This window comes from Streptomyces sp. NPDC014882, assembly GCF_043081325.1.
Lineage (GTDB): Bacteria > Actinomycetota > Actinomycetes > Streptomycetales > Streptomycetaceae > Streptomyces.
Window position 1 is genome coordinate 131,765 of record NZ_JBIBWL010000019.1, and the last position, 24,156, is coordinate 155,920.

Annotated in this window: 18 protein-coding genes and 5 pseudogenes; 11 read left to right on the forward strand and 12 right to left on the reverse strand. The window is 68.7% G+C overall.

What is annotated here, in order from left to right; translation table 11 throughout:
- Positions 1-1,158: 1,158 nt before the first annotated feature.
- Positions 1,159-1,419: pseudogene (locus tag ACF09K_RS31590) on the forward strand (transposase family protein); the annotation flags it as partial.
- A 189-nt stretch (positions 1,420-1,608) separates the two neighbouring features.
- Here the strand turns inward: ACF09K_RS31590 and ACF09K_RS31595 are convergent.
- Both ACF09K_RS31595 and ACF09K_RS31600 read right to left on the reverse strand, forming a co-directional pair.
- A complete protein-coding gene (locus ACF09K_RS31595) occupies positions 1,609-6,363 on the reverse strand; it encodes a glycosyl hydrolase family 18 protein (protein WP_392248749.1) in 4,755 nt (1,584 codons plus the stop codon).
- The gene (locus ACF09K_RS31600; protein WP_392248766.1) at positions 6,348-6,656 is read right to left on the reverse strand and encodes a hypothetical protein; all 309 of its coding nucleotides are present in this window, start codon (positions 6,654-6,656) and stop codon (positions 6,348-6,350) included. Before ACF09K_RS31600 ends, ACF09K_RS31595 begins: the two co-directional genes overlap by 16 nt.
- 367 nt (positions 6,657-7,023) lie before the next feature.
- Here ACF09K_RS31600 and ACF09K_RS31605 point away from each other — a divergent pair.
- Both ACF09K_RS31605 and ACF09K_RS31610 read left to right on the forward strand, forming a co-directional pair.
- Positions 7,024-7,335, forward strand: a pseudogene (locus tag ACF09K_RS31605) (hypothetical protein); the annotation flags it as partial.
- A gap of 89 nt (positions 7,336-7,424) precedes the next feature.
- Positions 7,425-7,571, forward strand: coding sequence for a hypothetical protein (locus ACF09K_RS31610; RefSeq protein WP_392248750.1), 147 nt, complete (start codon positions 7,425-7,427; stop codon positions 7,569-7,571).
- Here ACF09K_RS31610 and ACF09K_RS31615 read toward each other — a convergent pair.
- A complete protein-coding gene (locus ACF09K_RS31615) occupies positions 7,541-8,503 on the reverse strand; it encodes a helix-turn-helix domain-containing protein (protein ID WP_392248751.1) in 963 nt (320 codons plus the stop codon). The two genes, ACF09K_RS31610 and ACF09K_RS31615, sit on opposite strands and share 31 nt — an antisense overlap.
- 242 nt (positions 8,504-8,745) lie before the next feature.
- On the opposite strand from ACF09K_RS31615, the gene ACF09K_RS31620 reads away from it, so the two are divergent.
- From ACF09K_RS31620 to ACF09K_RS31630, 3 genes and pseudogenes are all read left to right on the forward strand, one after another.
- A complete protein-coding gene (locus tag ACF09K_RS31620; RefSeq protein ID WP_392248752.1) occupies positions 8,746-11,448 on the forward strand; it encodes a phosphatidylinositol-specific phospholipase C domain-containing protein in 2,703 nt (900 codons plus the stop codon).
- An 89-nt stretch (positions 11,449-11,537) separates the two neighbouring features.
- A pseudogene (locus ACF09K_RS31625) lies at positions 11,538-11,919 on the forward strand (VOC family protein); the annotation flags it as partial.
- Between the two features lie 1,031 nt (positions 11,920-12,950).
- A complete protein-coding gene (locus tag ACF09K_RS31630) occupies positions 12,951-13,712 on the forward strand; it encodes a hypothetical protein (RefSeq protein ID WP_392248753.1) in 762 nt (253 codons plus the stop codon).
- Between the two features lie 689 nt (positions 13,713-14,401).
- Here the strand turns inward: ACF09K_RS31630 and ACF09K_RS31635 are convergent.
- The 3 genes and pseudogenes from ACF09K_RS31635 to ACF09K_RS31645 form a co-directional block, all read right to left on the reverse strand.
- Positions 14,402-15,292, reverse strand: a complete 891-nt coding sequence (locus ACF09K_RS31635) for an NmrA family NAD(P)-binding protein (protein ID WP_392248754.1) — start codon at positions 15,290-15,292, stop codon at positions 14,402-14,404.
- 83 nt (positions 15,293-15,375) lie between these two features.
- Entirely contained in the window at positions 15,376-15,816 is a 441-nt protein-coding gene (locus ACF09K_RS31640; protein ID WP_392248755.1) for a MarR family winged helix-turn-helix transcriptional regulator, read from the reverse strand.
- A 189-nt stretch (positions 15,817-16,005) separates the two neighbouring features.
- Positions 16,006-16,123 (reverse strand): annotated as a pseudogene (locus tag ACF09K_RS31645) (transposase); the annotation flags it as partial.
- Between the two features lie 286 nt (positions 16,124-16,409).
- Between ACF09K_RS31645 and ACF09K_RS31650 the strand changes: the two are divergent.
- The gene (locus ACF09K_RS31650; protein WP_392248767.1) at positions 16,410-16,874 is read left to right on the forward strand and encodes a hypothetical protein; all 465 of its coding nucleotides are present in this window, start codon (positions 16,410-16,412) and stop codon (positions 16,872-16,874) included.
- A gap of 578 nt (positions 16,875-17,452) precedes the next feature.
- Here the strand turns inward: ACF09K_RS31650 and ACF09K_RS31655 are convergent.
- From ACF09K_RS31655 to ACF09K_RS31670, 4 genes are all read right to left on the reverse strand, one after another.
- Positions 17,453-18,541 (reverse strand): CU044_5270 family protein, encoded by a 1,089-nt coding sequence (locus ACF09K_RS31655; protein WP_392248756.1) that lies wholly within the window; start codon positions 18,539-18,541, stop codon positions 17,453-17,455.
- Positions 18,538-19,170: an RNA polymerase sigma factor gene (locus tag ACF09K_RS31660; RefSeq protein ID WP_392248768.1), complete on the reverse strand. Its 633-nt coding sequence runs from the start codon at positions 19,168-19,170 to the stop codon at positions 18,538-18,540. Before ACF09K_RS31660 ends, ACF09K_RS31655 begins: the two co-directional genes overlap by 4 nt.
- A 496-nt stretch (positions 19,171-19,666) precedes the next feature.
- Positions 19,667-19,813, reverse strand: coding sequence for a hypothetical protein (locus tag ACF09K_RS31665; protein ID WP_392248757.1), 147 nt, complete (start codon positions 19,811-19,813; stop codon positions 19,667-19,669).
- Positions 19,814-20,011: 198 nt separating this feature from the next.
- Positions 20,012-20,419: a GNAT family N-acetyltransferase gene (locus ACF09K_RS31670; protein ID WP_392248758.1), complete on the reverse strand. Its 408-nt coding sequence runs from the start codon at positions 20,417-20,419 to the stop codon at positions 20,012-20,014.
- Positions 20,420-21,104: 685 nt separating this feature from the next.
- Between ACF09K_RS31670 and ACF09K_RS31675 the strand changes: the two genes are divergently transcribed.
- Positions 21,105-21,485: a beta/gamma crystallin domain-containing protein gene (locus tag ACF09K_RS31675; RefSeq protein ID WP_392248759.1), complete on the forward strand. Its 381-nt coding sequence runs from the start codon at positions 21,105-21,107 to the stop codon at positions 21,483-21,485.
- A 137-nt stretch (positions 21,486-21,622) separates the two neighbouring features.
- Entirely contained in the window at positions 21,623-21,826 is a 204-nt protein-coding gene (locus ACF09K_RS31680) for a transposase (protein WP_392248760.1), read from the forward strand.
- A 14-nt stretch (positions 21,827-21,840) separates the two neighbouring features.
- On the opposite strand, the pseudogene ACF09K_RS31685 reads toward ACF09K_RS31680, so the two are convergent.
- Positions 21,841-21,984 (reverse strand): annotated as a pseudogene (locus ACF09K_RS31685) (IS982 family transposase); the annotation flags it as partial.
- 85 nt (positions 21,985-22,069) lie between these two features.
- Between ACF09K_RS31685 and ACF09K_RS31690 the strand changes: the two are divergent.
- Together ACF09K_RS31690 and ACF09K_RS31695 are read left to right on the forward strand one after the other, a co-directional pair.
- Positions 22,070-22,732, forward strand: a complete 663-nt coding sequence (locus ACF09K_RS31690; protein ID WP_392248761.1) for a hypothetical protein — start codon at positions 22,070-22,072, stop codon at positions 22,730-22,732.
- Positions 22,733-22,897: 165 nt separating this feature from the next.
- Complete coding sequence (locus ACF09K_RS31695; RefSeq protein ID WP_392248762.1) at positions 22,898-23,482, forward strand: YrhB domain-containing protein; 585 nt, start codon at positions 22,898-22,900, stop codon at positions 23,480-23,482.
- Here the strand turns inward: ACF09K_RS31695 and ACF09K_RS31700 are convergent.
- Positions 23,464-23,913, reverse strand: coding sequence for a hypothetical protein (locus tag ACF09K_RS31700; RefSeq protein ID WP_392248763.1), 450 nt, complete (start codon positions 23,911-23,913; stop codon positions 23,464-23,466). The two genes, ACF09K_RS31695 and ACF09K_RS31700, sit on opposite strands and share 19 nt — an antisense overlap.
- Positions 23,914-24,156: the final 243 nt, after the last annotated feature.

A 24,156-nucleotide genomic window follows, 5' to 3' on the forward strand; every position in this document is an offset into this window, starting at 1 on the left:
CGGCGGTCCGTCCGGCGGCGCCCCGCGCGGGGTCGCGGCGGGTCTCGCACGGGGTCGCGGCGGACCCGGTGGGGTGTCCGCCCCCTCGGCTCCCTCAGTTCCCTCGGCTCACCGCACGCTCCGCCGGAAGATCGTCCGCTCGATCCGGCCGAAGTCCTCGCAGGGTATTGCCCCGCGAACGGCTTCGCCGGGAGATGCCGACCCGCGCCGGCCGTCACCTCGTCAATTTCCTTTTCGACCATGGCAGTTGCCGGTCTCCTGTCGCCAGCCGTCCGTTATCCGCCGCCGACCGTCCGCTATCCGCCGTCGCGGGAGTCCGCGATCGAGCCGGCGGCACCCACGTCGGCGGACCGGCCCGAATCCGAATCGGCACGCCGGGACCGGGCGCCGTGAAGGACACGGACGGGGCCGGATTCCCTTCCGGCCCGCCCGCCCCGGAGCACCTGCCAGGCCCCGCCGAAGGACCGGAGCCGTTCGCCCGCCCGGCCTCCGCCCGGTCGGACCCGGCCGCGCAGAGCCCCGGGGTGGGAGCGAGGGAGCGGTCGAAGAACGGAGACCCGTGGGCTTCGGCGCTGTCGCTCCCCATGTTTCCGGGAACGAAACGAAGTTGACCGGGACGCATTAAAAGAAGCGGGGAGGAAAAGCTTCACCGGAAGGAGTTGCATTCCCTTTGGGAATCATCGCATCGGCAGCGGAAAATCCACCGGAAAGCATCATCGGGAGTGCGCGAGAAGGAGCCCGATGAATTCCGGAAAATGCCGGACAGGCCTTTTCCGGGGTGTTCTCCCGGTCGACGGGTACGGGAGCCCGGAGCCCGTGGCCCGGGCGACTGCCGGTACCTGCGCGGGTGCGGTCGTCGTGGTGGTCCGGGCGGTGGAGCGGGGCGGGCGGGCGCCGCAGGCCAGGACCTCGGACGGCGAACGGGTCGGTGTGGCCGGGCGACTGCCGCCCCGGGCGCAGGAACCGCTGGGCGCCCTGTTCGTCGCGTACGTACGCCAGGGCGGCCGCCTCCGGAGGGGAGCCCTGGGGGGCGATCTCGACGATGTCCTGCTGACGGGCGACCTGCCGGAGCATCCCCGCCCTATGACGTTCCACGGACGGGCCTTGACCCCTGACCTTGGACACGCGAGACACTGAGCCGTTTCCAACCTGGCTACTGGGCACGTCAGTTGGGCCGACAAGGGATACCGAGGCGCCGGGGGCACAGTCCGGGTTCCGTACGGGGGACGTCGGGAGAACCTCTCCACAGGCCAGAAGGCCGTCAACCGGTCTCGGGCAAAAATCCGAGCCCTGGTCGAGCAGGCCGTCGCCACCCTCAGGTCCTGGCGGCTCCTCCGCAAGCTGCGGTGCTCGACCACCCGCATCACGAGCCTCGTCCAAGCCGTCCTGACCCTGCGTCCGGCCGGCTCAGGCCGATGAGGGAAAAGGCTCACTGCCACCGCCCTCGACACGAGCACGCGGGTACAGCCCGACACGCTTGCTCACCTGGAGAGTGCTTCTTTCCGTGCAGCCGACAGGACCCTGGACATGTCCCATCGTTGCGGGTCAGAAGCACTCTCCGGTTATGCGGTCAGAACGTGGAGTGTCAGGCTGGGTGGCTGAGAACGGTCAGCCGGCGTCGCCGATCAGCTTCCAGGGCTCGTGGTCGGCGTCGGCCCCGGTGCCGGGGGCATTGCCCTGCGTCCACCACTTGGCCTTCCAGACCTTGCCGTTGTACTTGACCGTGGTCTGCTCGATCGGCTGGCTGGCCGGGGAGTAGACCTTGGTCGCGTCCCAGTTCCCGGCGCTGCATCCACCGGCCGGCGGGGTCGCCGAACCGAGTCCCTTGAGGTTGTCGGTCGCCGGCGCGTACGCCGTACCGCCGATCGACAGACTCGTGTTCACCGGACCGGTGATCGGGAGGTAGTAGATGATCGGCAGGTCGAGCGACTTCCCGGCCGGGATGATCTGGCAGTAGTCCAGCGTCGTACTGATCCGGTGGAGCGTTATACCGGGTGTCAGCTTCCACTGGCCGCCTTGGGCGTCGGTTTGCCAGTTGCCGTCCTTGACCAGCCATGACGTCGAGGCCGGGATGTCGAACGACAGCTTCGTGTCCTTGCCACCGCCGAGCGTGCGCCCGGTGTTGTTGGTGATCCGGACGGTCGGCTGCAACGGCCACAGGTTCGCCGTCGACGTCGGGTAGTTGACCAGCTCGACGCTCACGTCGGCCGTCACCGTCGGCGCGGCACCGCTGCTGCCGGTGCGCAGACTGTTGTCGTAGACGCCGATATTGCCCAGCTTCTCGTTCAGCCGGGTGGTCAGCGTGTACCCCATCCCGCACGGGGTGTCCGGCTGGACGTCGGCCGGGCAGGCGTAGTCGCCGCCGAGTTCCCACATCATCACGCCGCCCGCACCGGTCGACTTGACCAGATCGGTGACCGCGTCGATGCCCTGCTCGTCCTCGGTCGAGAGGAACACCTTCTTCTCGGCGTTCCACAGCCACGACGTCTTGGTGGTGTCGTCCCAGTACCGGGTGTAGTGGCCCGTGCGCCGGTCGGTGACGTCGGTGTGCGGCTTCAGCCCGACGCTGGGGGCGTAGACCGGGGTGATGTTCTTCTCCAGGTTCTCGGCATGCCACAGCGGGTTCGTCCCGGAGCCGAGTTCGCTGCCGTTGCTGGTCTCGTCGTGCCAGATGTTGTCGATGCCGAAGGCACCGTCACCGCACGGCCGTTTGATGCCCGTACCCGGCTCGCAGCCGTTCGGCTTGGACGACGTACCCCACAGGCCGTTGGTGCCGCCGGTGACGTTCTGCCAGCCGCGCGTGTAGTAGGGCACACCGATGTTGACGCGCCCGGCCTGCATCGCGCCGCGCATGTACTTCATCGCCCAGTCGGTGTTGAAGTACCCGATCCTCCCGTTCTCCGGGGTGGCGTACTGGTCGGCCAGTTCGGGGTCCTTGCCGTCGTCGTACAGTGCCGCGTTCGGGCCCACGACGTCGTTCCAGGTGCCGTGGTAGTCGTACGCCATCAGGTTGGTGAAGTCCTGGTACTTCAGCGCGGTCTGGTTCGCCATCCCGCGGGCCAGGTAGCCGGAGGCCGACGACGCCGAGGTGAGCAGGTAGTACTTGCCGTCCGCGGCCGAAGCCCGGTTCAGCGAGTCCCGCAGCGCCTTCATCAGCGCGGCGTATGTCGTGGGCAGGCCCTTGCGGCGCGGGTTCGACACCGCCCAGTCGGCCGGATTGCCGGTGTCCTCGAGGACCGTGGGGTACTCGAAGTCGATGTCGACACCGTCGAACCCGTAGGTCCGCAGGAAGTCCACGACCGAGCTCGAGAACGTGTCGATCCCGCCCTGGTTGACCGAGCCGTCGGCGTTGGTGGTCATCGTGTAGAAGCCACCGGAACCGGCCCAGCCACCGACGGATATCAGCGTCTTCACTCGCGGGTGCAGGCGCTTGTACTTCGTCAGCAGGTTGAAGTGCCCCTTGTAGGGCAGCGAGGGATCCATCTCGGCGCCGACCTCGCCGGGCCACTCCTTCTGGGTGGCGTTCGAGTCGACCTTGATCTTGTTGTTCTCCACCGACGCGAACGCGTAGTTGAGGTGGGTCACCTTCGACCACGGGATGTTCTTCACGAGGTAGTGCGGCGTGCCGTCGGCGCCCGTACGGCCACCGTTGAAGTAACCCACGACCCGGCGTCCCCGGCCCTGACCGAGCCATTCGCGGCCGTCGCTCTGGTAGACCTTGCAGTACGGTGTCGCCACGCCCGGCGTGGTGGCGAGCCCCTCCGGACGGCAGTCGCCGGTCGCGGCCGGCCGCGTACCCCCGTCGTCGCCACCGGGGTGCGACTCCATGGGGTCGCCGACACCGCCGTTGACACCGGGATCACCGGCACCGCCGTCGGTGCGGCTGCCGTCGCCGTAGCTCGGCACCAGCCAGCCCTCGATGTCACCGGCACCACTCGCCGCGGCCTCCTGGGCCGCCTTGGCTGCCTCGAGGGCGGTCTTCGCCCTCGAGGCCGTGGTCGTACCCCCGGAGCGGGTCAGGGTGAAGTCCTGGATCCCGTCGCCGTTCAGGTCGGCGAAGGTGCCGGTGGTGCCCTGGAACGGGTCGCCGGCGCGGATCACGCCCAGCGACTTCCAGCCGGAGGTGACGCTCCACGGCGAGCCGGTGTTCTCCCAGGCCCGGACGTCACCGGTGGTGAACTCGACCCGGACCGTGTCGGCCTTGCCGTCACCGGTGATGTCGGCGAAGGCGACCTGCGCGGCGGGCGACTCACCCGGAGTGCCGAAACCCGAGATCTTGCTCCAGCCGCCCGGAGTCGGCATGTCCTTGCCCTTGTTCTGCCAGGCGGTCGGGAAGCTCATCCGGTCCACCGTGATCAGGTCGTCGCGGTGGTCACCGTCGAGGTCGGTGAAGTACATCTGCGGCGGGTAGCCGAGGTTGTTCGCGACGATCGTCGCGGTGCCCCAACTGATGCTGTCGCCGCTGCTGGTGTTGCGTGACATCCGCATCGCGACGATGCCGGTCGGCGAGTCGTCCGGCGGCAGGATCCGGATGTAGTCGTCCTTGCCGTCACCGTCCAGGTCGGCGAAGTAGACCTCATCCGGGTCGTTCCCGCGGTCGGCCGGGCTGATGTCGCCCAGTGAGACCGCTTCCTTGGTCGGGTCGTCGTTGCGCCAGCCGGTGACCTTGCCGTCCGTACCGACCACCGCGTAGTCGGCCTTGCCGTCGCCGTTCAGGTCGGGGAAGGCGATCTTCGAGCCGGTCGCGGCGGCGTCCCGGATCTTGCCGATCGGCTTCCAGCCGTACGAGCGGCCGCTGATCATGTGCTGCAGGAGCGCGATCCGGATGCCTGCGGCGAAGGCGTCCGCGATCTTCTTGTAGCCGGCGTCGGTCGGGTAGATCTCGTTGGTGATGTCCTCCGTGGTCACCGCGCCCATGTCGACCAGCACCAGCCGTGCGCCGCCCTGGATCTTGGCGTAGGCCATCGTGCGGAGTGCGCTGTTGTAGGCGTCGATCCGGGCCTGGTACGTCGGGTTCGTCGACGGCGGCAGGGTGCCGAGCAGGACGGTCGTCGTCGGCGAGGTCCGGTGGATCTCGTCCAGGAAGCCCCGCATCTTCCCGGCCGTCGCGTCGCCGTCGGCACCGCCGGTCAGGTCGGCCGTGCCCGCGATCAGGGTCATCATGTTCGGCCGCAGTGTCGTCAGCGCGGGGATCGTCTGGGCCTTGATGTCGTCGATCCCCTTGTCCGCGAACCCCATGTGGTCGGGGTCGCCGCGCTTGCCGTTCTTCTGCTCACCGACGAAATCCGTGCGCTTGAAGATGAGACTGAGCGCGCCACCGAACAACGCGGCGATGGTCATGTTTTTCGCCTGGGTGTCCAGTCCGCCCCGGTAGCCGGTCTGGTCGGTGCTGTTCGCACCGACCGTGATCCCGTCACCGACCGGCATCACCCGGAGCTCGTCGATCTCCGGGCTGGCGCTGGGCGACGGGCTGGGGCTGGGCGACGGGCTGGTCCCGGCCGCGTTGAGCTGGCCTGACTGGACCGGCCGGTGGTCGGAGTTGCCCTCGGGCCGGACCGTGACCGGCGGCGGCGTGTCGTCGAAGTGGGTGGTGACGAAGTAGTCCAGCTCACCACCGTTCTGGTGGGTGGCCTGACCCGAGCGGCGGATCCGCATGGTCGGCGGGAAGCTGTCCCGGCCTGCGAGGACCTGCGGGTCGACGTTGAAGTCGCCACCGATCGTCGCGTGGTAGGTGACACCACGCTGGTTCCCGAGGGCCTCGATCCGGTCGTCGATGGCGTTCAGCATCGTCCCGGAGTCACCGCCACCGTTGGACAGGCCGTGCATGGTGAAGTACCACTCGTTGCCGAACCGCGCACCGAGCGCGTTCCGGCCGGCGTCGATCGGGTTGCCGACGACGATCAGCTCGTCGGGCGCCTCGCTCAGGACGAGCGCGGTGTTGACCCGGCCGCCGATCCGGCGCACGTTGGTCACGTCGTCGTCGGTCTGCAGGAAGTAGACCTCACGGGTCGGGATGGCATTGCGGTAACCGCTGCCGACGATCCAGGTCCGGTGCAGCACGGTGAACTGGTGCGTGGCGCCCTGGCTGTCGACCGTGGTGAAGGTCTGGTTGGGCTGTGCGTTGCTGTTCAGGGGCGGGTGCGGGCCGACCTCCTGAAGCATCAGGATCGGTGCCTGCAAGGCCAGCTGTTGGACCGTGTTGGACCACTTGCTGCCGTTCTCGTCCTTGTTATTGGCCCCCTCCATGTTCCAGGAGATCAAGGGCGTGGTGGCCGCAGGGAAATCGGTGGCGGCGGCCGGAACGACGAGTAACGCTGCCAGCCCGGCCATCATCACCACTGCGGAGATTAATCGGCGGAACAAGAGCTCCCCCCCGTTTCTCGCATCCAACAGAGCGGGTACGACCGAATCGTTGGAAATTGGATGGTGGCCCAACTGTAAGCGCTTGCAGCGTGGTCTCGGCAGGTTTCCCCTGGCGCAGTCCGATGGCGGGCAGCGCGGATGCGGTTCTCGGCCAGGGCGCCCGGACCGGTTTCCCGCAGGCGGGTGGTGATCCTATTGTGGCGGGCGGTGGTGACCTCGCTGGAGCGTCCCGGCTTCGCCGCCGAGATCCATATCAGGTTGCCCGTCTCGTCGGTCAGGGCGAGGAACAGCAGGCCGTGGGCTTTGTGTTTGCCCGAGAATAGTTCGGCCGGTTCTTATCCCCAGTGCGTCGGCGGGTGCGGACGAGGGTGCCGTCGAGCAGGACGACGACGCCACCCTTCCAGGCGATTTCCTTCAGGGCGCGGTCCAGGCGCGGGGCACGGGCCGACAGTGACTCGATCAATTCCAGCAGCCAGCGGCGCTGCCCCTGCCGAAAACCTCATCCGCCCTGGTGAAAGGCGGTGCGCGGGGGTGCACGGGTGCACGGGTGCACGGGTGCCCGAGGGGGTGCTCTCGCGTACCTGGTGGTTGTACCGACATGAGGGTCGGTCGTGCTGCTGCGACTGGCTTACCTGATCATGCCCCAAGCGTTCGCCATGGTCCGCCCGGCTCCTGGTGTTGCGGCTTGCGCGGGAAAATCCTGGTTGGGGGGATCGCCGCGTCCACGGCGAACTCCTCGTTCTTGGGATCGAGGTGGCCGCCTCCACCGTCTGGAAGATCCTCCAGGAGGCTGGGATCGACCCGGCACGGATGCCGCCCATAAACTCGATCATGGAACGGTGGGTGCGGACCTGCCGGCGCGAGCTGCCGGACCGCACCCTGATCTGGAACCTCGCCACCGATCACGCCGAACGCGAGGCTCACCGGCCTCGCTGCCGGCTACGGCGGCACCACCGTCCCCCGCGCCCCTGAGGCGTGGGGGCGGCTCACGCGCCGGCCCGGACGGACACATCGCACCGAACGAGCGGCGCCTCCGGCCGGGGCGTCTCCACGGTGCGGACGTGGCTCCCGCCGCCCGCGTCCGCTCGGAGTACGTCCGCAGCTCCAAGGACATGGCCGACGTGGGCACTTGGGGCGGCTGGCAGTACCCGGCGGTGCAGGCCGGAGAGGGGCGGCGCTACTTCACCGCTCCGGTGCGGAACGGGTGACCGCCGTCGCCGATCCGTAGCGTGCCCGAGCGGGGGCCCTGGGTCCATCTCAGTTCCAGGTACCAGCGCACCTCGCTCTTCGACGTGTGCGCGGTGACGTCCAGGACCAGGGGGGTCCCGGCGGACGCCTGGTACGGGAAGCCGCGCCTCGGGCTCACGGCCCGAGGCGCGGGAGCGTCCAGGTCCACGGCGAACGGGTGCTGTGCGTCTGCGCCTTGACAGTCCGCGTAGGTGACCTCGGCGGGCGGGGCTTCGGCGGACAGTACCCGGACGTCCATGGCGGTCATGGTCACGGGGCCCTCTGCCGTGCTTCGCACCTCCAGGCGGAACGTCGTGGGACGGGTCCGAGCGCCGTCCGTCCGGGGGCAGTCGTCGTCGGACGGGAAGACGGCCGCCGAGAGGGGGGCGTTTCCTCCGGTCGTCCCGACCTCCTCGGCCAACGGGTCGGGCACCATGACGGCCGGGACCGTCAGGTCCGGTACCGACTCGGCGCGGAACCGGTCGATGGCCAGCGCTCCGGAGGTGCTGAGGGCGACCACGGCGGCCCCCAGCAGGACGTACCGCGAGACGAGTCGGCGGGCTCGCGGCGTCGGCTCCGCGACGGTCGGCGGACTCTGGACGACCGGTACCGGCGCGGGCACCGGCACCTCCGCGCCCTCCGACGGGCTCGCCCCCCTCCCGCGCCGCGCCTCGTCCGCCACCGCCCATCGCCGGTGCAGCTCCAGCAGCTCCTCGGGGTCCGCCCGGCAGATCCGGCCGAAGCGTTCGAGCGGGGCGAACTCGGCCGGCACCGAGTCACCGGTGCAATAGCGGTGCAACGTCGAGGTGCTCAGGTGCAGCCGGCCCGCGAGAGCGCCGTAGCTGAGGCCTACGCGCTCCTTCAGCGAGCGCAGCATCTCGCCCAGCCCGGCCGCCGTATCGGCGTCCCTCACCGTCCCCACCCCACCCATACGTCCCACCCCGTGTCCCATGCGGCCGCATCCCGCCTGGTCAGGGGACGCGGAACGTCCCAGCGTCCCGGAACGGCCGTCCGGGCTGGCCCGGGACGGACGCCCCGGGCAGGCTGCGATCAGCAACCGGCGAGCCCGACAAAGGGATCATCACACATCTCGCCGGACGACTCGCGCGCACGCGCGGCCCTCCAGTGGAACGACCGATCCGCCCCAGGATGGAAATGATCACCGTCATACGCCAGACCCGCTCGTCCCGAAGACTGCTGATGCGCCGGCCGGCGACGGTGGCGAGAAGCACCGTGCTCGGTGTGCTCCTCGCCCTGCTGCTGTCCGTCTCCGGCGTCTTCCTCTCCGCCACCCCCGCCCGGGCGAACGACTACTACAGCAGCATCACCGAAGCCTCCGCGGCCAACGTCGACTGGATGTCACGCCTCCCGGACGGGACCGATCTCGCCTGGCTTTCGGTGCCCGGCACCCATGACAGCCTCGCGCTCTGCGGGGACACACCGGACCCGGACACGGGCCGGTGCTCGGGCATCGTCACCAGCATCACCCAGACGCAGGAGAACCACGGCTTCAGCGCGAAGACCCTGACCACCCAGTTCGACGCCGGCATCCGGGCGCTCGACATCCGGGTCCGGGTCGACAAGGGGGACGAGGGGCTGAAGTTCACCGTCCACCACGGCGCCACCTATCAGTACGCCAACTTCACCGACGTGCTGAAGGCCACCTACGGCTTCCTGAGCGACCACCCCGGCGAAACCGTCCTGATGAACCTGAAGGCGGAGTGCACCGGCTCCACCTTCTCCTGCAAGGACGCCGACGGGTTCGGGACCGACGAGTGGCGCAAGAAGATCTTCGACTCCTACCTGGACGGCCGCTCGTACACCGGGGACGGTGACGAGAGCACCCCGTCGACCGCCTGGCGCGACCTGTTCTGGGGCCCCTCGGTCACCGGCAAGAGCCAGTCCAGCCGCGTCCCGACGCTCGGCGAGGTACGCGGCAAGGTCGTCCTCCTCGGCTACCGGAACACCGGCGGCGGCATCTTCGGCGGCTACGGCCTCGAGCAGCCCTACCCGTCCGGCGGCTCCAACGAGGAGTACGTGCAGGACGACTTCGAGCTGTCCACCATCAGCGACATCGACGACAAGTGGGAGAAGGTCCGCGCGCACCTGCGCCGCACCAACGGCACCTGGGACGGCAGCCGCCCGGGTGAGAAGGACCACGAGTACAAGCAGGACTCCCTGTATGTGAACTACACCAGCGGTTCCGGGACCGGCGTCCACCCCTACACAGCGGCGGGCGGCACCCCGACGGCGACCGGTGTGAACAACTTCCTCATCCAGTGTCTGCGCGCCGAGAAGGACCGGTGCCCGGAGTTCTACGCAGGACGGGACGACCGGTTCGGCGGGCGGTCCGACCTGGACCGTACGGGCGTCATGATGATGGACTTCCCCGGCGGCAAGCTCATCGACGAGATCATCGCCCGCAACTCCGTGACGCACACCGACATCCGCGACGTCATGGTGGTCGGCGATTCCATCAGCCACGGGTACGAGGGCGACCACACCTGGCGCTACCGGCTGTGGGAGTGGGCCAGGAGCAGCAAGTGGCCGGTCACCTTCGTCGGACCGTACCGGGGCACCGTGCAGCAGGCCGACGCGCAGCCGCCGCGACCGCCGGTACTGGGCGAGAGCAGCGGCGGCGAGCCGACGGAGCCCTTTCCGGGCGACGCGCGCGTCCAGGGCGAGTACGCCGAGGACGTGAACGCCGCGTTCTCCGCCGGCGGCTCGGCTCACTACGCCCTCTGGGGCCGTTCACTGACCCGGACCGTGCCGACCGTCAAGCCGGCGATGCAGGAGCTGAGGGCCGAGGGCCGCACGCCCGACCTGCTCCTGGTCGAACTGGGCTTCAACGACATCGGCTGGTACGGGGCGGGCGCCGATCTGGTCGGCACCATGAAGAAGTTCGTGGACAACGCGCGGGCGGTCAACCCGGACGTGCGGATCGTCCTGGCCAACGTCCCCCAGCGGACCACCCTGGGCGACGCGAACCCCGGCCTCCCCCAGCGCATCAGCGACTACAACGCGGCCCTCGCCGAGGCGGCCCCCGGCTGGAGCACCAGCGCCTCGCCGGTGGAGCTGGCCGACCTGGACAAGGCGATGGGCTGCGACCCGAAGGCGACGGCCTGCGCCACCACCTACGACGGACTGCACCCCAACGCCCTCGGCGAGTACCGCATCGCCCAGGCGTTCGGCACCGTGCTGCACAAGGAGTTCGGCATCGGCGCCGCCGCGCCCGACGTACCGGACAGCACACCCAGCCGGTCGCTCGCCACGCCGTCCGGCATGAAGTTCGACGGCTCCCAGCAGGGCGTCACCGCCACCTGGAACAAGGTCTTCGGCGCGCACACCTACGACGTCCAGTGGCGCGACGTCACCGCCGACCCGAACGCGGACTGGCACGACGTGGTGCCCGGCGTGAGCTCCCCGCGCTACGACATGTCCTGGCAGTTCACCGACCAGCCCTACGACGGCCACACCTACGAGGTGCGGGCCCGCGCGGTCGCCGGTGACGGCGCGGCCAACCGTTCCCCGTGGTCCTCGGCGGTCCGGGGCAAGGCGGCGCCGACGACGGCGGGGCGGCCGCCGGGGCTCACCGCGACGGCCGGCGCGGGCTCGATCGACGTGCGCTGGTCGGCGCCGACCGACTCGCACAGCGGCTCGATCGTCCGGTACGCGGTGTGGGTGTACGACAAGAGCACCCCGATGAACCACTCCCGGATCATCGGTTACCCGGCCTCCGCCCGCTCCGCCGGGATCACGGGGGTCACGGCGGGTCACGAGTACGTGATCCTGGTCTGCGCCTGGAACGCGTCGGGTGAGGGGAAGCCGAGCATGAGCGACACGGTGGTCCCGGGCTAGCGACCGGATGCGCCGTCCGTGCCGAGCGCTCCGTCCGGGGACACGTTCCGGGTGGAGCGCTCGGCCACAGGCATCGAGGAGGGCACAGCGTGGCGATCAGGCGGATGGACGATGTCGGCATCGTCGTCGAGGACAGGGACACCGCCGCCGCGTTCTTCGAGGAGCTCGGCATGGACTGGAGAGCCGGGCAGAGGTGCGGGACGGCTTCCCCGACCGGTGCACCTGGCTCGACGGCGTCCACTGCGGCATCGCGATGCTCAGGATCCCGGACGGGCACAGCCGGCTGGAGCCGGCGAAGCACCGCGGCCCCGAGGTCATCGAGGGCGGGCCGCGCGACCGGCCGCACAACGTCCTGGGCACCCACCGTGTCATGTGCCGTCGACGACATCGAGGACACCGTCGCTCGCCCTGCGCCCGCACGGCGGTGAACTCGTGGGCAAGATTGCCCGGTTCGAGGACGACTACCTGCTCCGGGCCTTCGCCTGCGGCAAGGCCGGCAACGACCCGGCGGCCGGCGAGGGAATGCTCCTGAAGGCCACGCGCGCCGCGCTGAAGGAGGGTCGCCGGACACGGTCGAGAGCCAGGCGGCCACCGGCGTCGTCCACGACGTCCCGCTGTCCGGCGCGTCCGCGCCGTACCCGATGAACGCGGACGCGGTACGCGCCTGGGCAGCAGGACATCCCCTCCGACGCCGCCGCGGTCTTCTCTGCCGACGCCGTCCCCGCCACGCGCTTCCCCTCCTGTCCAACTGCACAGGTGTCTTCCGAGGGCTGCTGATCAGGGCCGGGGAAGCGGCAAAGCCCTCATGCTGGATGCTCCGATGAGGGCTGTCGTGTGGCCGGTGCACCGTGACGCCCGTAGGACAGCCCTTGGTCAGCGGACGGTTCGAGCATCGGCTCGAAGACGGACTCGTCGTCGTCGAGAACGTGGGGAAGGAACCCGTCGCGGAACTCACGGCACAACTCCTTGACGGGGACCTCTCCGCAGGCAGCTGATCGCCGGTACGGACGGACTGGGCCTCAGGTCGAGTTCGCGGGCATCCGACTGATCGGCATGAAGGTCTCGGCCGTTGACGCAGCCCTGATCCAGCACGTCGAAGAGCGAGATCCGGACCTGGTGGTCGGCTGTGGTGGCGATCTCGGGGTGGACGGTCTCCACATGTACGTACGAGCCAGCAGAGCCCGGGACACCATGGTGAGTGAGGCCCCCGACACGGCGACCTGCACACGAACCCAACTGCTCACAGTCCGAGCCGGATGACCACGTGAAGGCCCCTACGCCCGAAGAGGCCTCGTGCGCGGGGCATCTCGCTTTCCTGCCCGGAAGAGCACAGCGGGCCCTCGTGCTGAGGAACCACACCGACCTCTCGGTCTCGCGGGAGGCGGGGATTGTCTGACGCCCCATTGTGATTCGCGTGTGTACAACCCCCTGTGGGTGCCGGCTGTCTGTAAGGCGTTGGAGGGATGAGCCTCCGGTGTCTTTCCGTACAGATTGGGGACCAGGTGGGGAAGCAGGTCTGGAGAGTCGTCGTGGCCGGTGGCGCGGCGGTGGCGTTCACGGCCGTGGCCGCGGTGCCGGCCGGGGCGGCCGAGGGTGGGGCCTCGTTCTCCCGTGTCCAGGTGAACGGCGGCAAGCCGATTGTGATCGGGGCGTCGGGGGAGGTCGCGGTGCCCGCCTCCTTCCGGATGACGACCACGCACAAGTGGAAGTGGCCGGCGGTGTTCCTGTACCGCAAGGGGGCCGACCGGCTGTGGCACGCCATCGAGACAAGTGACTGCGTCAAGGTGAGCTCGGGCGTCTGCGACTTCAACGAGACGATGTACTTCGACCCGAGCGTGTGGGACATGCACAACAGCGAGGCCGGGGCCTGGAAGGTCGGGGCCGAGGTGTACTTCAAGGGCGGCGGCGGGGACGTCGACGACAAGGGGCTGACGGTCCACGTCAAGCGCAACTCCCGTCTCACCGTCAACGCCTCGCCCGGACCCGTGGCCAAGGGCAAGACCATCACCGTGACCGGAAAGGTCACCCGGGCCAACTGGGAGACCAGGAAGTACGCCTCTTACGGAGACCGTCTGGTGAGCCTGCAGTTCAAGCCCGCCGGCACTACCTCCTACACCACGGTGAAGAAGGTGTACTCGAACGGCTCGGGCAACCTCAAGACGACCGTGAAGGCCTCCAAGACGGGTACGTGGCGCTGGCTGTACAACGGAAACACCACCACCGGACCGTCGACGTCGTCCGGGGACCACGTCGTGGTGAAGTGATGTCCGCGGTGCCGGCGGGCTGGTGGGGGCCGAGCCGGCGGTAACGGCTGCGACGGTCCAGACGTCGGGTCCGCCACGATCGTGGCGGACCCGACGTCCTTGCGTCCTGGCCGACTCTGAGCGGCCGTGCACGGGCCTCGGCGCAACGTGAGCCGGTGCGCCGTACGGACCATGAGGCCGGTCCCCGCTCTGGTGGGCGGGCCCGGATCTCGATGAAACTGACGACGCCCCCGCCTGCTCAAGGGTGCCCAACACAGGCAAGCAGCCCGGCGCCCGCCGCAATCAGCGGTTACGGGACAGCCTGTAAATTGCTCGCGACCTGATCAACTCACCGCGGTGTTGCTACGACCCCTGGAATTCGCCCCGGCAGGGGCCTTTACGCCCCGCACGGGGCGCAGGAGCCGCGCTGTTTCCTCCTGCCTTCTGCGCACAGGACGGGCCCGCTGACCTGCCATGGGGTACCCGGTGGAGGGGGCCGGGGCGTCCACGGCGGGACGGCCCGGGGCCTCCTGGACGTGGATCTTCACCTCGTCGTCGACTGGCGGCCTCCCGACAACCAGTGTGCCGGTCTCGGCCTCGGGCACGCCCCGGGAGCTTCGTGACCACTTCAACCGTTGGCGGATGCGTTGCCGCGCCCAGAGCGCCGAGAGCGTGGACACGATCGCGGGGCGTTCATCGCGGCCGGAGGCTCAGGAACCAGCCACGTTTGCGGGCGCGGTCCAGCCGGTAGCCCGGATCCACTCGGCCAGGTCCAGGGTGGCCGGCTCGATCGAGCGCACCACCGCGAGGTCCGAAGGGTATGCCGCCGCCTTCGCGAACTCGCGGAACATCGCCTTGTCGAGGTCGTTGGGAAGCACACTCAACGGGAGGGCCTCGTACCGCGCCGGGAGCCCGGCGCGCGCGCCGAACGCCGCGGCGATCTGGGGGCCCGTCAGTTCGTCGCCGACGAGGTCGACGGCTCCGCCGGGCGCCTCCGCGATGTCGAGCAGGAGCGCGGCGGCGACCCGGCCGATGTCCCTGACCGAGATCATCTTCAGGGCGACGTCCTCCGGCAGCGGCAGCCTCAGCACGATCTCCCCGTGCTCCAGGCTCGGTGCCATCACGCTCGCGAAGTTCTCCATGAAGGCGGTCGCGCGAACCATCGCGGCCCTGAGGCCGGACTTCCTCAGGTACTCCTCGATCGAGTGCTTCGAGTCGTGGTGCGGCACACCCGACTCCCGGTCCGCTCCGAAGACCGAGTTGAACACGACGTGCGGAACGCCCGCCTCGACCGCCGCGTCGACGAGCGCGGTACCGATGCGGATCTCCGCCTCGACCTCTTCGAGACTGTTCGCCTCCGGGGTCATGAAGGAGAACCCCTCGACCGTCGCCAGCGCGGCGGCCAGCGACGCCGGGTCGTCGGCCCGGACGGCCGCCAGCTCGACGCCGCGGGCGGCCAGCGCCTGAGCCCGGTCGGACTGCGGGTCGCGGACCAAAGCCCGCACCCGCGCCTTGTGGTCCAGCAGCGCGTCGACCACCGCCCCGCCCTGTTGCCCCGTCGCGCCGAAGACCGCGATCGTGCCGGTCGTCTGTGTGCTCATCGCTGCCACCCTTCACTGGTTCATGGCGTGAACAAAATTAGTTCACGGCATGAACGTCGTCAAGGTACGGGTGTAGCGGGACCTCACGGTGTGATGGGCCGGTTCGAGGCGGGCGAAGAGAGGTCCGAGGTGTCCACGATGGCGGTGGCCACGCGCTCGAAGTCCCGCTGGTCGTCGGCGTCGAGGTTCCTCGCGATCTCGGGCAGGCGCTTGGCGACCTCGGCGTAAACGGCCTCGCCGAGCACCTTCCCCGCGGGCGTCGCACTGAGCATGACGACCCGTCGGTCCTGCGCCGAGCTCGCCCGGCCGACCAGCTCGCGCCGCGCGGTGCGATCGACCAGCTGGCTCAATGCGTTCTTGGTCATACCCAACGACGCGGCGAGATCAGCCATCTGCCGCGGCTCGTTCCTGACCGCGCAGAGCAGCGTGGCCTGCGAGGGGGTCAGGTCGAACCCGGCGCAGATCTGCGCGTACTTGCGCTGAATCACGACCGAGAGCCAGAAGAGCTTGTCGCCATAGTCCACGCCGACCTCCCGGTCCGATAACAAACGATCAGCCTACTCATCGCGGGCCGGCAGTCCGCACTGGGCGGCCTTCCAGGCTCGACCATTGGTATTCGTCCCACAATGCGGGTAATAACGGTACCGCCGGCCGCCTCCTGGCCGGTCCTGGCGTTGAGCCCCGCAGGCAAGGTGCGCGAACTGCCGCTCGCCCTCCACCGCCTCGGGCAGGCCCTTGAGCCCGTCGCAGACCAGCATGAGGACATCGCTGACGCCGCGGTTCTTGATCCAGGTTGAGGATGTGCAGCCAGTGCTTGGCGCCGTCAGCACCTTCAGCTACCTCCGGGGCGTCCAGGCCGACGACACTGGTACCGCCCGCGAGCTCGCCGGCGCCACGCCGCAGATGCCCGAGCCGCTCGTCGAGCCTGCCAGGCGGCTCGTCGTCCCGGTCACCGCGCTGCCCGGACCGGACACGGGCGGAGCCGAGCGAGGACAGCGTCGTCCCGGAGGCCCTCGGGCAAGTCTCCGTGACCTCGCTGCGGATCCGGGCGCAGGCCGGACCGGACACGGCGAAGGGTATCTCAGGTGGCAGGAGCTGTTCCTTTAGAGTGATCTTCATGGACATGCGGAGGATCGTCGCGGTACTGGTCGAGGAAGCTGAACAGCAGATCCAGGACCAGGTGTGGAAGCTGGCGCCGAGCGACCGCGCACTCGCTCTCGAGACCGAGGCCGGCCTGCGCAAAGTTGTCGGCCCGCCGGACGTCCAGGAAACCCTGCCGCAGATCAAGCGGCTCGAACACCTGCGGGAGACCCTCGCCGTCCTGGCCATCTCCCTTGCACGCACCCACGGCCGTCTGGCCTGGTTCCTCTCCGGTGCTCTCCATGCGCTCGAACCGGTCCTGCGCTGGCGTTCCCTGCCGGCTGACCGTGGCGGCGCCTTCGGCACTGTCCTCCCGAGTCCTGAGGAATACACGGAGGCGGAGGAGACCGTGCGCCGGCTCCAGGACGCCCTTGAAAGGATCGCCGCCGAGCCGGTCGACCTCGGCACCGTTCCTCCAGATCAGCAGGCAAACGGGACCTGATCGCTGTTTTCCGGCAGGATCCCGCCACGCCCGTCCTGTCCAACTTCGCGCGCGTCGGAGGCCATCGCCCGCGTGGGTATCGACTTCGCCACGCAGTTCCTCACCGAGGACCACGAGGACGTCGCCGATACCCTGCACCGGCTGGAGGCGGGCGGCTTCGGCGGCGGCTTCCTTGCGGGCGACGTCGTCGGTGTGGCAGGTGCCGCACACTGGCAGGTCCCCGGCGGTCCAAGGCGTCCGGCGGTGGGCTCCTCCCAGCGCTGGTCGGTGAACTTCTGCCCACACCGCTTGCGCCCCAGGCGCCGCCGCACCGCCGCATCCGCGCCGTGCTTCTGGAGCTGGTCCAAGGTGATGATGACGACGGGCACCGCCTGGCTGTGGTCCTTCGCCGTGATCCCCCGGTGGATGCTCCGGTACCGGCGGCGGAGCCCAGTAGCGGCGGCCGGCCTCCTCCAGCACGGCGACCGTGTTGGCGACCTTCGCCTCGGTGGTGTCTGCGAACACGAACGCGAGTGGCACCAGGCCCTCCCGGCCGGTCGGCGGACAGACCCGCCGCCACATGCGCACTGTCCCGTTGTTCAGGCCGTCTTTTGCTTGTCCGTGGGTTCGCGGTCGTCCCGGTCCACGACGCCGGTTTCCATGATGGCGGTGCTGTTGTAGAGGGTGGGGGGCTTGGTTCCGGCTGTGTACGTGAGGTAGGAGCACGAGCCGAGGAGTGTGAAACTGTTTCGGTCGAAGATCCACTCGTCTCGAGTTGCGGTGCCGGTCTCCTCGCGGGTGATTCCGATCCCGTGGCGCCCGGCGGCGTCGGTGGCGTCGGGAGTCACGCTCACGCCGGGGATCGTGGCGACGGTCTTGTACAGGGCCGCGGCATTGGCCGGCGGCATGACTGTTTCGTTCAGGAGATCGCCGATCTTCCTGAAGACGGCCTGGTCCTTCGATTCGTTTTCGAGGGGTCGAGTCCGGGCGTAGAGCAGTTTGCGCAGAGCGTCGGTGTCGGTGGGTAGCTTGGCCAGCCACTGGTAGGTGGGCCGGTCGATTCCGGCTGGGACTCCCTGCTCGGCACTGCCGTCAGGGGCGGCCGTCTCGATGGGAATCCGCTGCCCAGACAGGGGAACACCCTTTCCGGACTCACGGATCACCCCGGTGCGAGTGATCGGTGCGGAGTCCTGCGACACCCAGATTTCGCGGCGGTGTGGAGCGCCGAGCTTCACCGGGCCGTCGAAGGTGCCTTCGTTGCTGCGGACCAGGCTTCGGACGTAGACGAATTGGTCGTCGCGGACCGGTTTGACGTCGGCTTCCATGGACGCGGCGGCGATGCGGTCGAGCGTGAGCACTACGCCGTTCGCTGCGGCGTGCTTCGCGTCGGTCGCCTCTGCCTTGGCGCCAGGTTCCTGCTCCGTGCCGGGAAGCGTGAGGATCAGAGCGCCGGCGAGGGCCATGGCCGTGGCGGGCAGCAGGAAGACCGGACGCAGCCACCGCCGCTGAAGCGCGGGCGTCGCCGGGGTGGGGGCGGCCGTCTGCTCCTGGTCGATCTCGCGCAGCAGCACGTTCCGGTGGTGGAGGTGGCGGGTGGGCGGGAGGTCCCATTCGGGTGCGTCCGGCAACAGCCCGCGCAGATGTGCGGCGTCGTCGCCGGAACCGTCATGGCGGTTCGAGGCAGTCATCGGTTTTCCTCCTGTGAGCACGCGGCCGCGAATGCGGCCTGCTTCTTCACCTCTCGGCGGGGGCCGTGCGGTTCCATGTTTTTTGCACTGAGCCGATCGAGCCGTCGGCGGGCGCGCGCGAGCCGGGAGCGCACGGTGCCCAGGGGAATATCCAGTGCCTCGGCGCATTCCTGGTAGTTGAGGCCGGACCACACGCACAGGACGAGAACTTCACGGTCCTGGCTGCGCAGTCCGCTCAGGGCGCTGCGGACCACGGCCAGCCTGCGGGCGTCGTCGATCCGGCCCGCGCTCTCTTCGGCGAAGTCCGTCACCGCAGGTGGAGCCGGTTGGCGTGAGAGAAACTGGCGCTGTCGGCGCAGGCGGCGTGTGGCATTGTGCGCCTTATGAGTGGCGATCCCCAGGAGCCACGGTCTGAGCGACCCGCCCTCGGGGTTCAGGGAAGCCCGGGTCCGCCACGCGGCGAGGAACGTCTCGGACATGACGTCCTCCGCCAGTGACCAGTCCCCGGTCAGCCGCAGCCCATGGTTGTACACCGCACGCGCGTGTGCGTCGTACAGCGTGCCGAACGCATCGCGGTCCCCGGCTCTTATACGCGCACGTAGCTCATCATCTCGATCTGTGTCTCTCACATCATCTACTCTCCACAGCCACTCCGGGGTTCCCGTGGCCTGCGTCACACCCCTTCCGAGCCGGCACAACTCCACAGGGGGATCTCTCCCGCACCCGCGCAAACGGGCACACGCCCTGGAGCGACGCCCTTCCGCTCAACTGGGAGATGTTGGACGGGTCGCAGTGCAGTCGTAGCGCCTGCTTGCGCAGCGGGAGCGGGTCTGCCGCCGGGTCGAGGATCCAGAGCAGATCGACCAACGGCTCGGTGAGGTCCAGCTCCTCCAGACCGTCCCGCATGACGCCCGTGATGCGTGCGGCGAGCTGCACCACCTGATCAGCCCAGGCCGAACCACGACCTACTGATCAGAGAAGCCGCCTCTGGACAGTTGCTGTCCACGATCGGGATGCGGTGGTCGTGATGGGCGTCGTGGTCAACGCGGCCGTCGTCGCACCGCCGGTCGGCAATCCGCTCGGGCGGCTGCGTCCGCAGCGGCGCCTGAGCGACTGGGCGGCCGATCAGGTCCGCTTCACCAGAGCGTGGGTACGGGGCGACACCGGGCGGCCGGCTGTCGTCCTGGCCCACGCCATCACCGCGCCGCGCACCAACTGGCGCATGATGCGCGCCCCGGCCACCGAGACGCGGGTGTCTCCCCCAGCGCCCACAGGAGGTAGATCGTCGACTGCGGCCGGAAGGCGAAGTCGACGCCCGTGACCGTCACGCGGTGTCCGAGGGCGCCGGCCTTAGCACAGGGGGCCTGCCCCGCGACATGAAACCACAGCGCTCGAACAATGACAGACCGCACCGGATCACCGCGCCAGGATCGGGGCGAGGGCGGCGGGGGACGGACGAGGTCGCGGTGCTCAAGGCGGCGGGGCGGAGGCGATCTCCTTGGTCATGACGATGTGCCTGTCGGTGGTGAGGTCGCAGTGTTCCGTCCAGCCGTGGCGCTCCCAGAACCTCAGCGCGCTCTCCCAGCCGTCGTCCCCCTTGAAGACCTTGAGGTAGACGCCCTGACAGCCCTGACGGGCGAGCTCCTGGATCGCATATCGCACGAGCCGCGAGCCATGGCCGCCGCTGCGGTGATGCTCGTCGGTGACCAGATACTCCAGGTAGACCGGCCAGTTACGGCCGGCGATCGTCCGCGGACTCTTCCACCCGACGGTGAGCACGGCAATAACGGCACCACCGGAATCGATCACCCATCCCCCGCGCCGGGCGCGCAGTCCGTATTCCTCGTACTGCTGCAGGTCCTCGCTCCATCGGACCACATTGCTCTCCTGCCACGTGGGGACCTGAGCCAGGAGCCGGACCACCTCAGGAGCATCGGCGGAAGTAACCATGCGAGGCAGAGAGTTCGTCACGCGGCCAGTATCCAGCGGATGAGGGAACCGATGTGCGGCTGCTCGAGGCCCTCGCCGCTTTCGCCTCCCAGCGCGCTGTCAGGAACGGCGGCGGCTACGGGTGAGGAGAACGCGTACCCGCGCTCACGGGGCGGGGCGGGTACCGGGGGTGGCATGGATCTGCCGGCGTGCCCGCTCGCGCCGGGCACGCGCAACGAGTTCGCCGGTGGTCTGACGGCGCCGGATGCGGGGCAGGTGGCGGCGTTCGAGGACATCCGGTGGACGCCGTCCAGTCTGCTCCTGGGTCATGCCGGCGCCGACCTAGCCGGCAACCGCGCTTTCGCGTTGGTCGGTGACCAGCAGGGGACCAACATGAAGCCTCAGGTGCCGAAGCGGCCGAAGGGCCCCCGGTTCCCATGCACGAGCAGGTCGCCCGCCGCTTCTGGAGTGCTTGTCCCCCGTGCGAGCTACCCGAAGTGTCCACCGCAGGGGGACGGCTCCGGGCCGTTGCACCCATAGCCTCGTGATCTGAAGACACCATTCAACTGTGTGGTTTCAACGAACCAGGACGGGCAGTCGTTGAAATTCCGCAGTTTCGTAGAGGAGAACTCACGTGAGGCGAATTATCCGACGGGCAGCCAAGGCCACACTGGCAGCTGCCATCGCGGGGTCCTCGCTCATCGTCGCCCCCCAGTCCGCGTCCGCGATCGACTCCGTCGAGTGCTACAACATCAGCGAGTACCTCCACGTGTACTGGCACAGTTACTCCGGCGGCTCCTGGAGCGCCTTTCACACGTGTTATGCCAACGCCGGAGAACGGTCCTTCGAAAGGCCCGGCAGCCAATGGGTCGACCAGATTCAGACCGGCAACAACCGGGTCCAGTGGTACGGGGACGGGAGGTGGCAGCCCGACACCCCTATCGACAAGTGGACCACCTTCACCTGGCCGAACCATCCCGGCGGCGTCAGGATGGAGAAGATCAGGATTCTCTGATTCGCCGGTAAGCACCGCAGAACTGACCCGGCAGTCCTGACGAGCTCGTGACACGATCTTGTTGAGGTGTCCTGGCCGGGCGTGACCGATGTGACGATTCGGCCGTTCGGGAAGGTACGAGTACTCGGCCGTGGATCGTGGATGACGACTTGTGGACGCTGATCGAGCCGCTGTCGCCGCCCTGGCCGGAGCGATCTCCGGGGCCTCGGCCGGTGGCGGACCGGCTGTTTCTCCAGGGCGTCCTGTACGTGCTCCACAACGACACAGCCTGGCAACTGCTTCCCCTGGAGGTGGGGTTCGGCTCCGGACAGACCTGCTGGCGGCGGCCGCTGGACGAGTAAGTCCGAAGGCTTGGTCAGTGGTCGTAGGCGGTCAGTGATCGGGTGATGGCTCGGCCCGTGTCGCGGTTGTGCCAGATGGCGGCCGTCATGGCCAGGATGCGTTGTCCGACGCGGGCGGGGACGCCGGCCGGGGTTCTCGCTCCGTGGCGTTCGAGGTCGTCGTCACGCACAGCCCTCGCATGCGGTTCTGACCAGTGCGGCACAATCGCGGTCAACTGGACAGGCAACGGTGGGGGTGGGGGCGTGGGGCGTTTTGGCTCGCGAAGCCGGCGTAAGGGCATACCGGACGAGCCGGCGCTGCTGGCGGCGGCTGCTGAGAATCCTGGTGGCAGCGTTGCCGAGATCGATCCGGCGTATATCGACGACCCGAACGGCTACGTGCCGCCCGAGGCGATCCGCGGCGCGTGGTTGGTGGACAGCAGCGGAAAGCTGACAGGGGAGTACCAGGAGAATCCCCGTCACGGGGTGCCGCAGGACGACTTCAGCAAGCTCACTGACCCTGATCACTGGCTTGGCTGGCTCGGCGACGACCCTGCGACCGTTGTCCGGCAGGGCATCGAAGAGTCCTTGCGTGCCCAGGTGGCGGACGCGGTGGTCGAGTGGGTCAAGATCCGGGAGACGCCTCGGTTTCTCACGGCTGGGCGGCGGCATTCTGAGGACGAGCAGGTCATGTTGGTGACCCGTGCGGCACTCGCCGCACCGTTTGCGTTGTCCGTGCGCACCACGCAGCACGGGCGTTCCGTCCTTCTGGGGGTGTTCTCGTGGGTGGCGGTGAACCTCTCACCGCCTGAAGTCCGCAAGGATCGGCACTGGTTCGACCTGGGTGTCGGGCTGGACTGGGCCGGTGAACGGCTTCAAGGGCGGATCTATGAGATGGACGGTGCGGACGGCACCGCCGAGCGGTAGAGCGGGAAGTCACTCGGCATCGGTGGTCAGAGAGGGATGCGAGCGTTCAGGGGGCTTCAGGAAGCTGTTCGCTTGAGCAGGAAGGTTCGTCAGGCTCCTCGTAGGGGGCGCTGGACTGTGGGAATTCGCTGGCCGGTAGAGGGGCCGGCAGGGGATGCTGCACGCGTGATCGAGCGAGAAGCCGCCGTTCGTGCTGTCGAAGAGCAGTTGGAGCGCGACTATCGGCAGTGGCAGGCTGTGAGCGCGGACGCGATGAGGATGACTGTGACTCGTGTCAAGGAGCACGAGCTGGTGTGGATCGTCTCCTGGCAGTCCGAGGACTTCGTGCGCACCCGGGACTGGAAGTACGCACTGATCGGCAATGGGCCGTATCTGGTCGACCGCGTCGACGGGGGACTGCATCAGATCGGCGTCGTCTCCGCGGCGACCGGGGAATGGGAGGCCGACTACCGAGCCCGCATACGCGGGCTGCCGGTGCGCACCGCAGTGGACGATCTGCACGATGCGCTCCGCCGGGTCGCCGCCACGCGTGGACGCATGCATGCTGTGCGGATGCTGCGCCAGAGGCTGCCTGTGCTCTCGCCCGCGGAGGCCATCGCATACGTGAGCGCCCTGCTGGAAGGTGATATGCCCGCCCACCTCGTAGCCGTCGCCACCAAGGAACTCGTGGAGCCCCTCAACCCTGTCCTTGCGGTGAAGACCATTGTGAGCGGAGCGGCGATTCAGGCCGGTCAGAGACCTGAAGGGTGACGGGAAAGCCAGTCGGCGTGCCGGTTGCGCATCCGGTCCCGTTCTTCGGATGTGGTGAGGAAGACGTCGGCGCCACCGTCGTAGGGGTGGTGGATGCGCTGCATGAGAGTATCGGTGATGAGGACTCCCGCTACTTTGTGGTCGGCGGTATCTCGGAGCAAGTCGTCGATGCAGCCGCGCTGCCAGGGCCGGCGGGCGGCGAAGAGGTGGCAGTACGTGCGGAACTCAGGGTCGGGGTCGTCCCCCACCAGCAGGCTCTGCCAATACCCCGTTCCGGGTTCCGCTGGCGGAGCCTCGGCTTCGGTCGTCCAGAGCGGGGTGATCACGTACACGTCCGCACCAGCGAACAATTCGTCGAGGACGGTGTTGTACCGCTCCAGGACGATGATGTACTCGCTCTCGTCCTCCGGGTACCGCTTCGACTCCGGCAAGCTGTGAAAACGTACCCAGACGTCCCCATACGGGTCGCGGAGCTTGTACCCGACCGGAGGGCACCGGGGCCAACGCTGCTGCCACAGCTCTGTCAGATCTGTCTGCCCGTCTCCAGACACCTGCCTCACTCGTCCTCTCGCATATGAACCTAAGGGCTGTCCCGCAAGTGCGGCTGTGCCGTGATCTGAGGCCGCTCGATAGGGTCAGGGCCACAGCCGACGGAAGAGGATCGTTCGATGGCG

Excerpts from the sequence above, each read along its gene's own strand:
- ACF09K_RS31620 (WP_392248752.1), top strand. The coding sequence starts at position 8,746 with ATGATCACCGTCATACGCCAGACCCGCTCGTCCCGAAGACTGCTGATG.
- ACF09K_RS31635 (WP_392248754.1), bottom strand. The coding sequence starts at position 15,292 with ATGAGCACACAGACGACCGGCACGATCGCGGTCTTCGGCGCGACGGGG.
- ACF09K_RS31650 (WP_392248767.1), top strand. The coding sequence starts at position 16,410 with ATGGACATGCGGAGGATCGTCGCGGTACTGGTCGAGGAAGCTGAACAG.
- ACF09K_RS31655 (WP_392248756.1), bottom strand. The coding sequence starts at position 18,541 with ATGACTGCCTCGAACCGCCATGACGGTTCCGGCGACGACGCCGCACAT.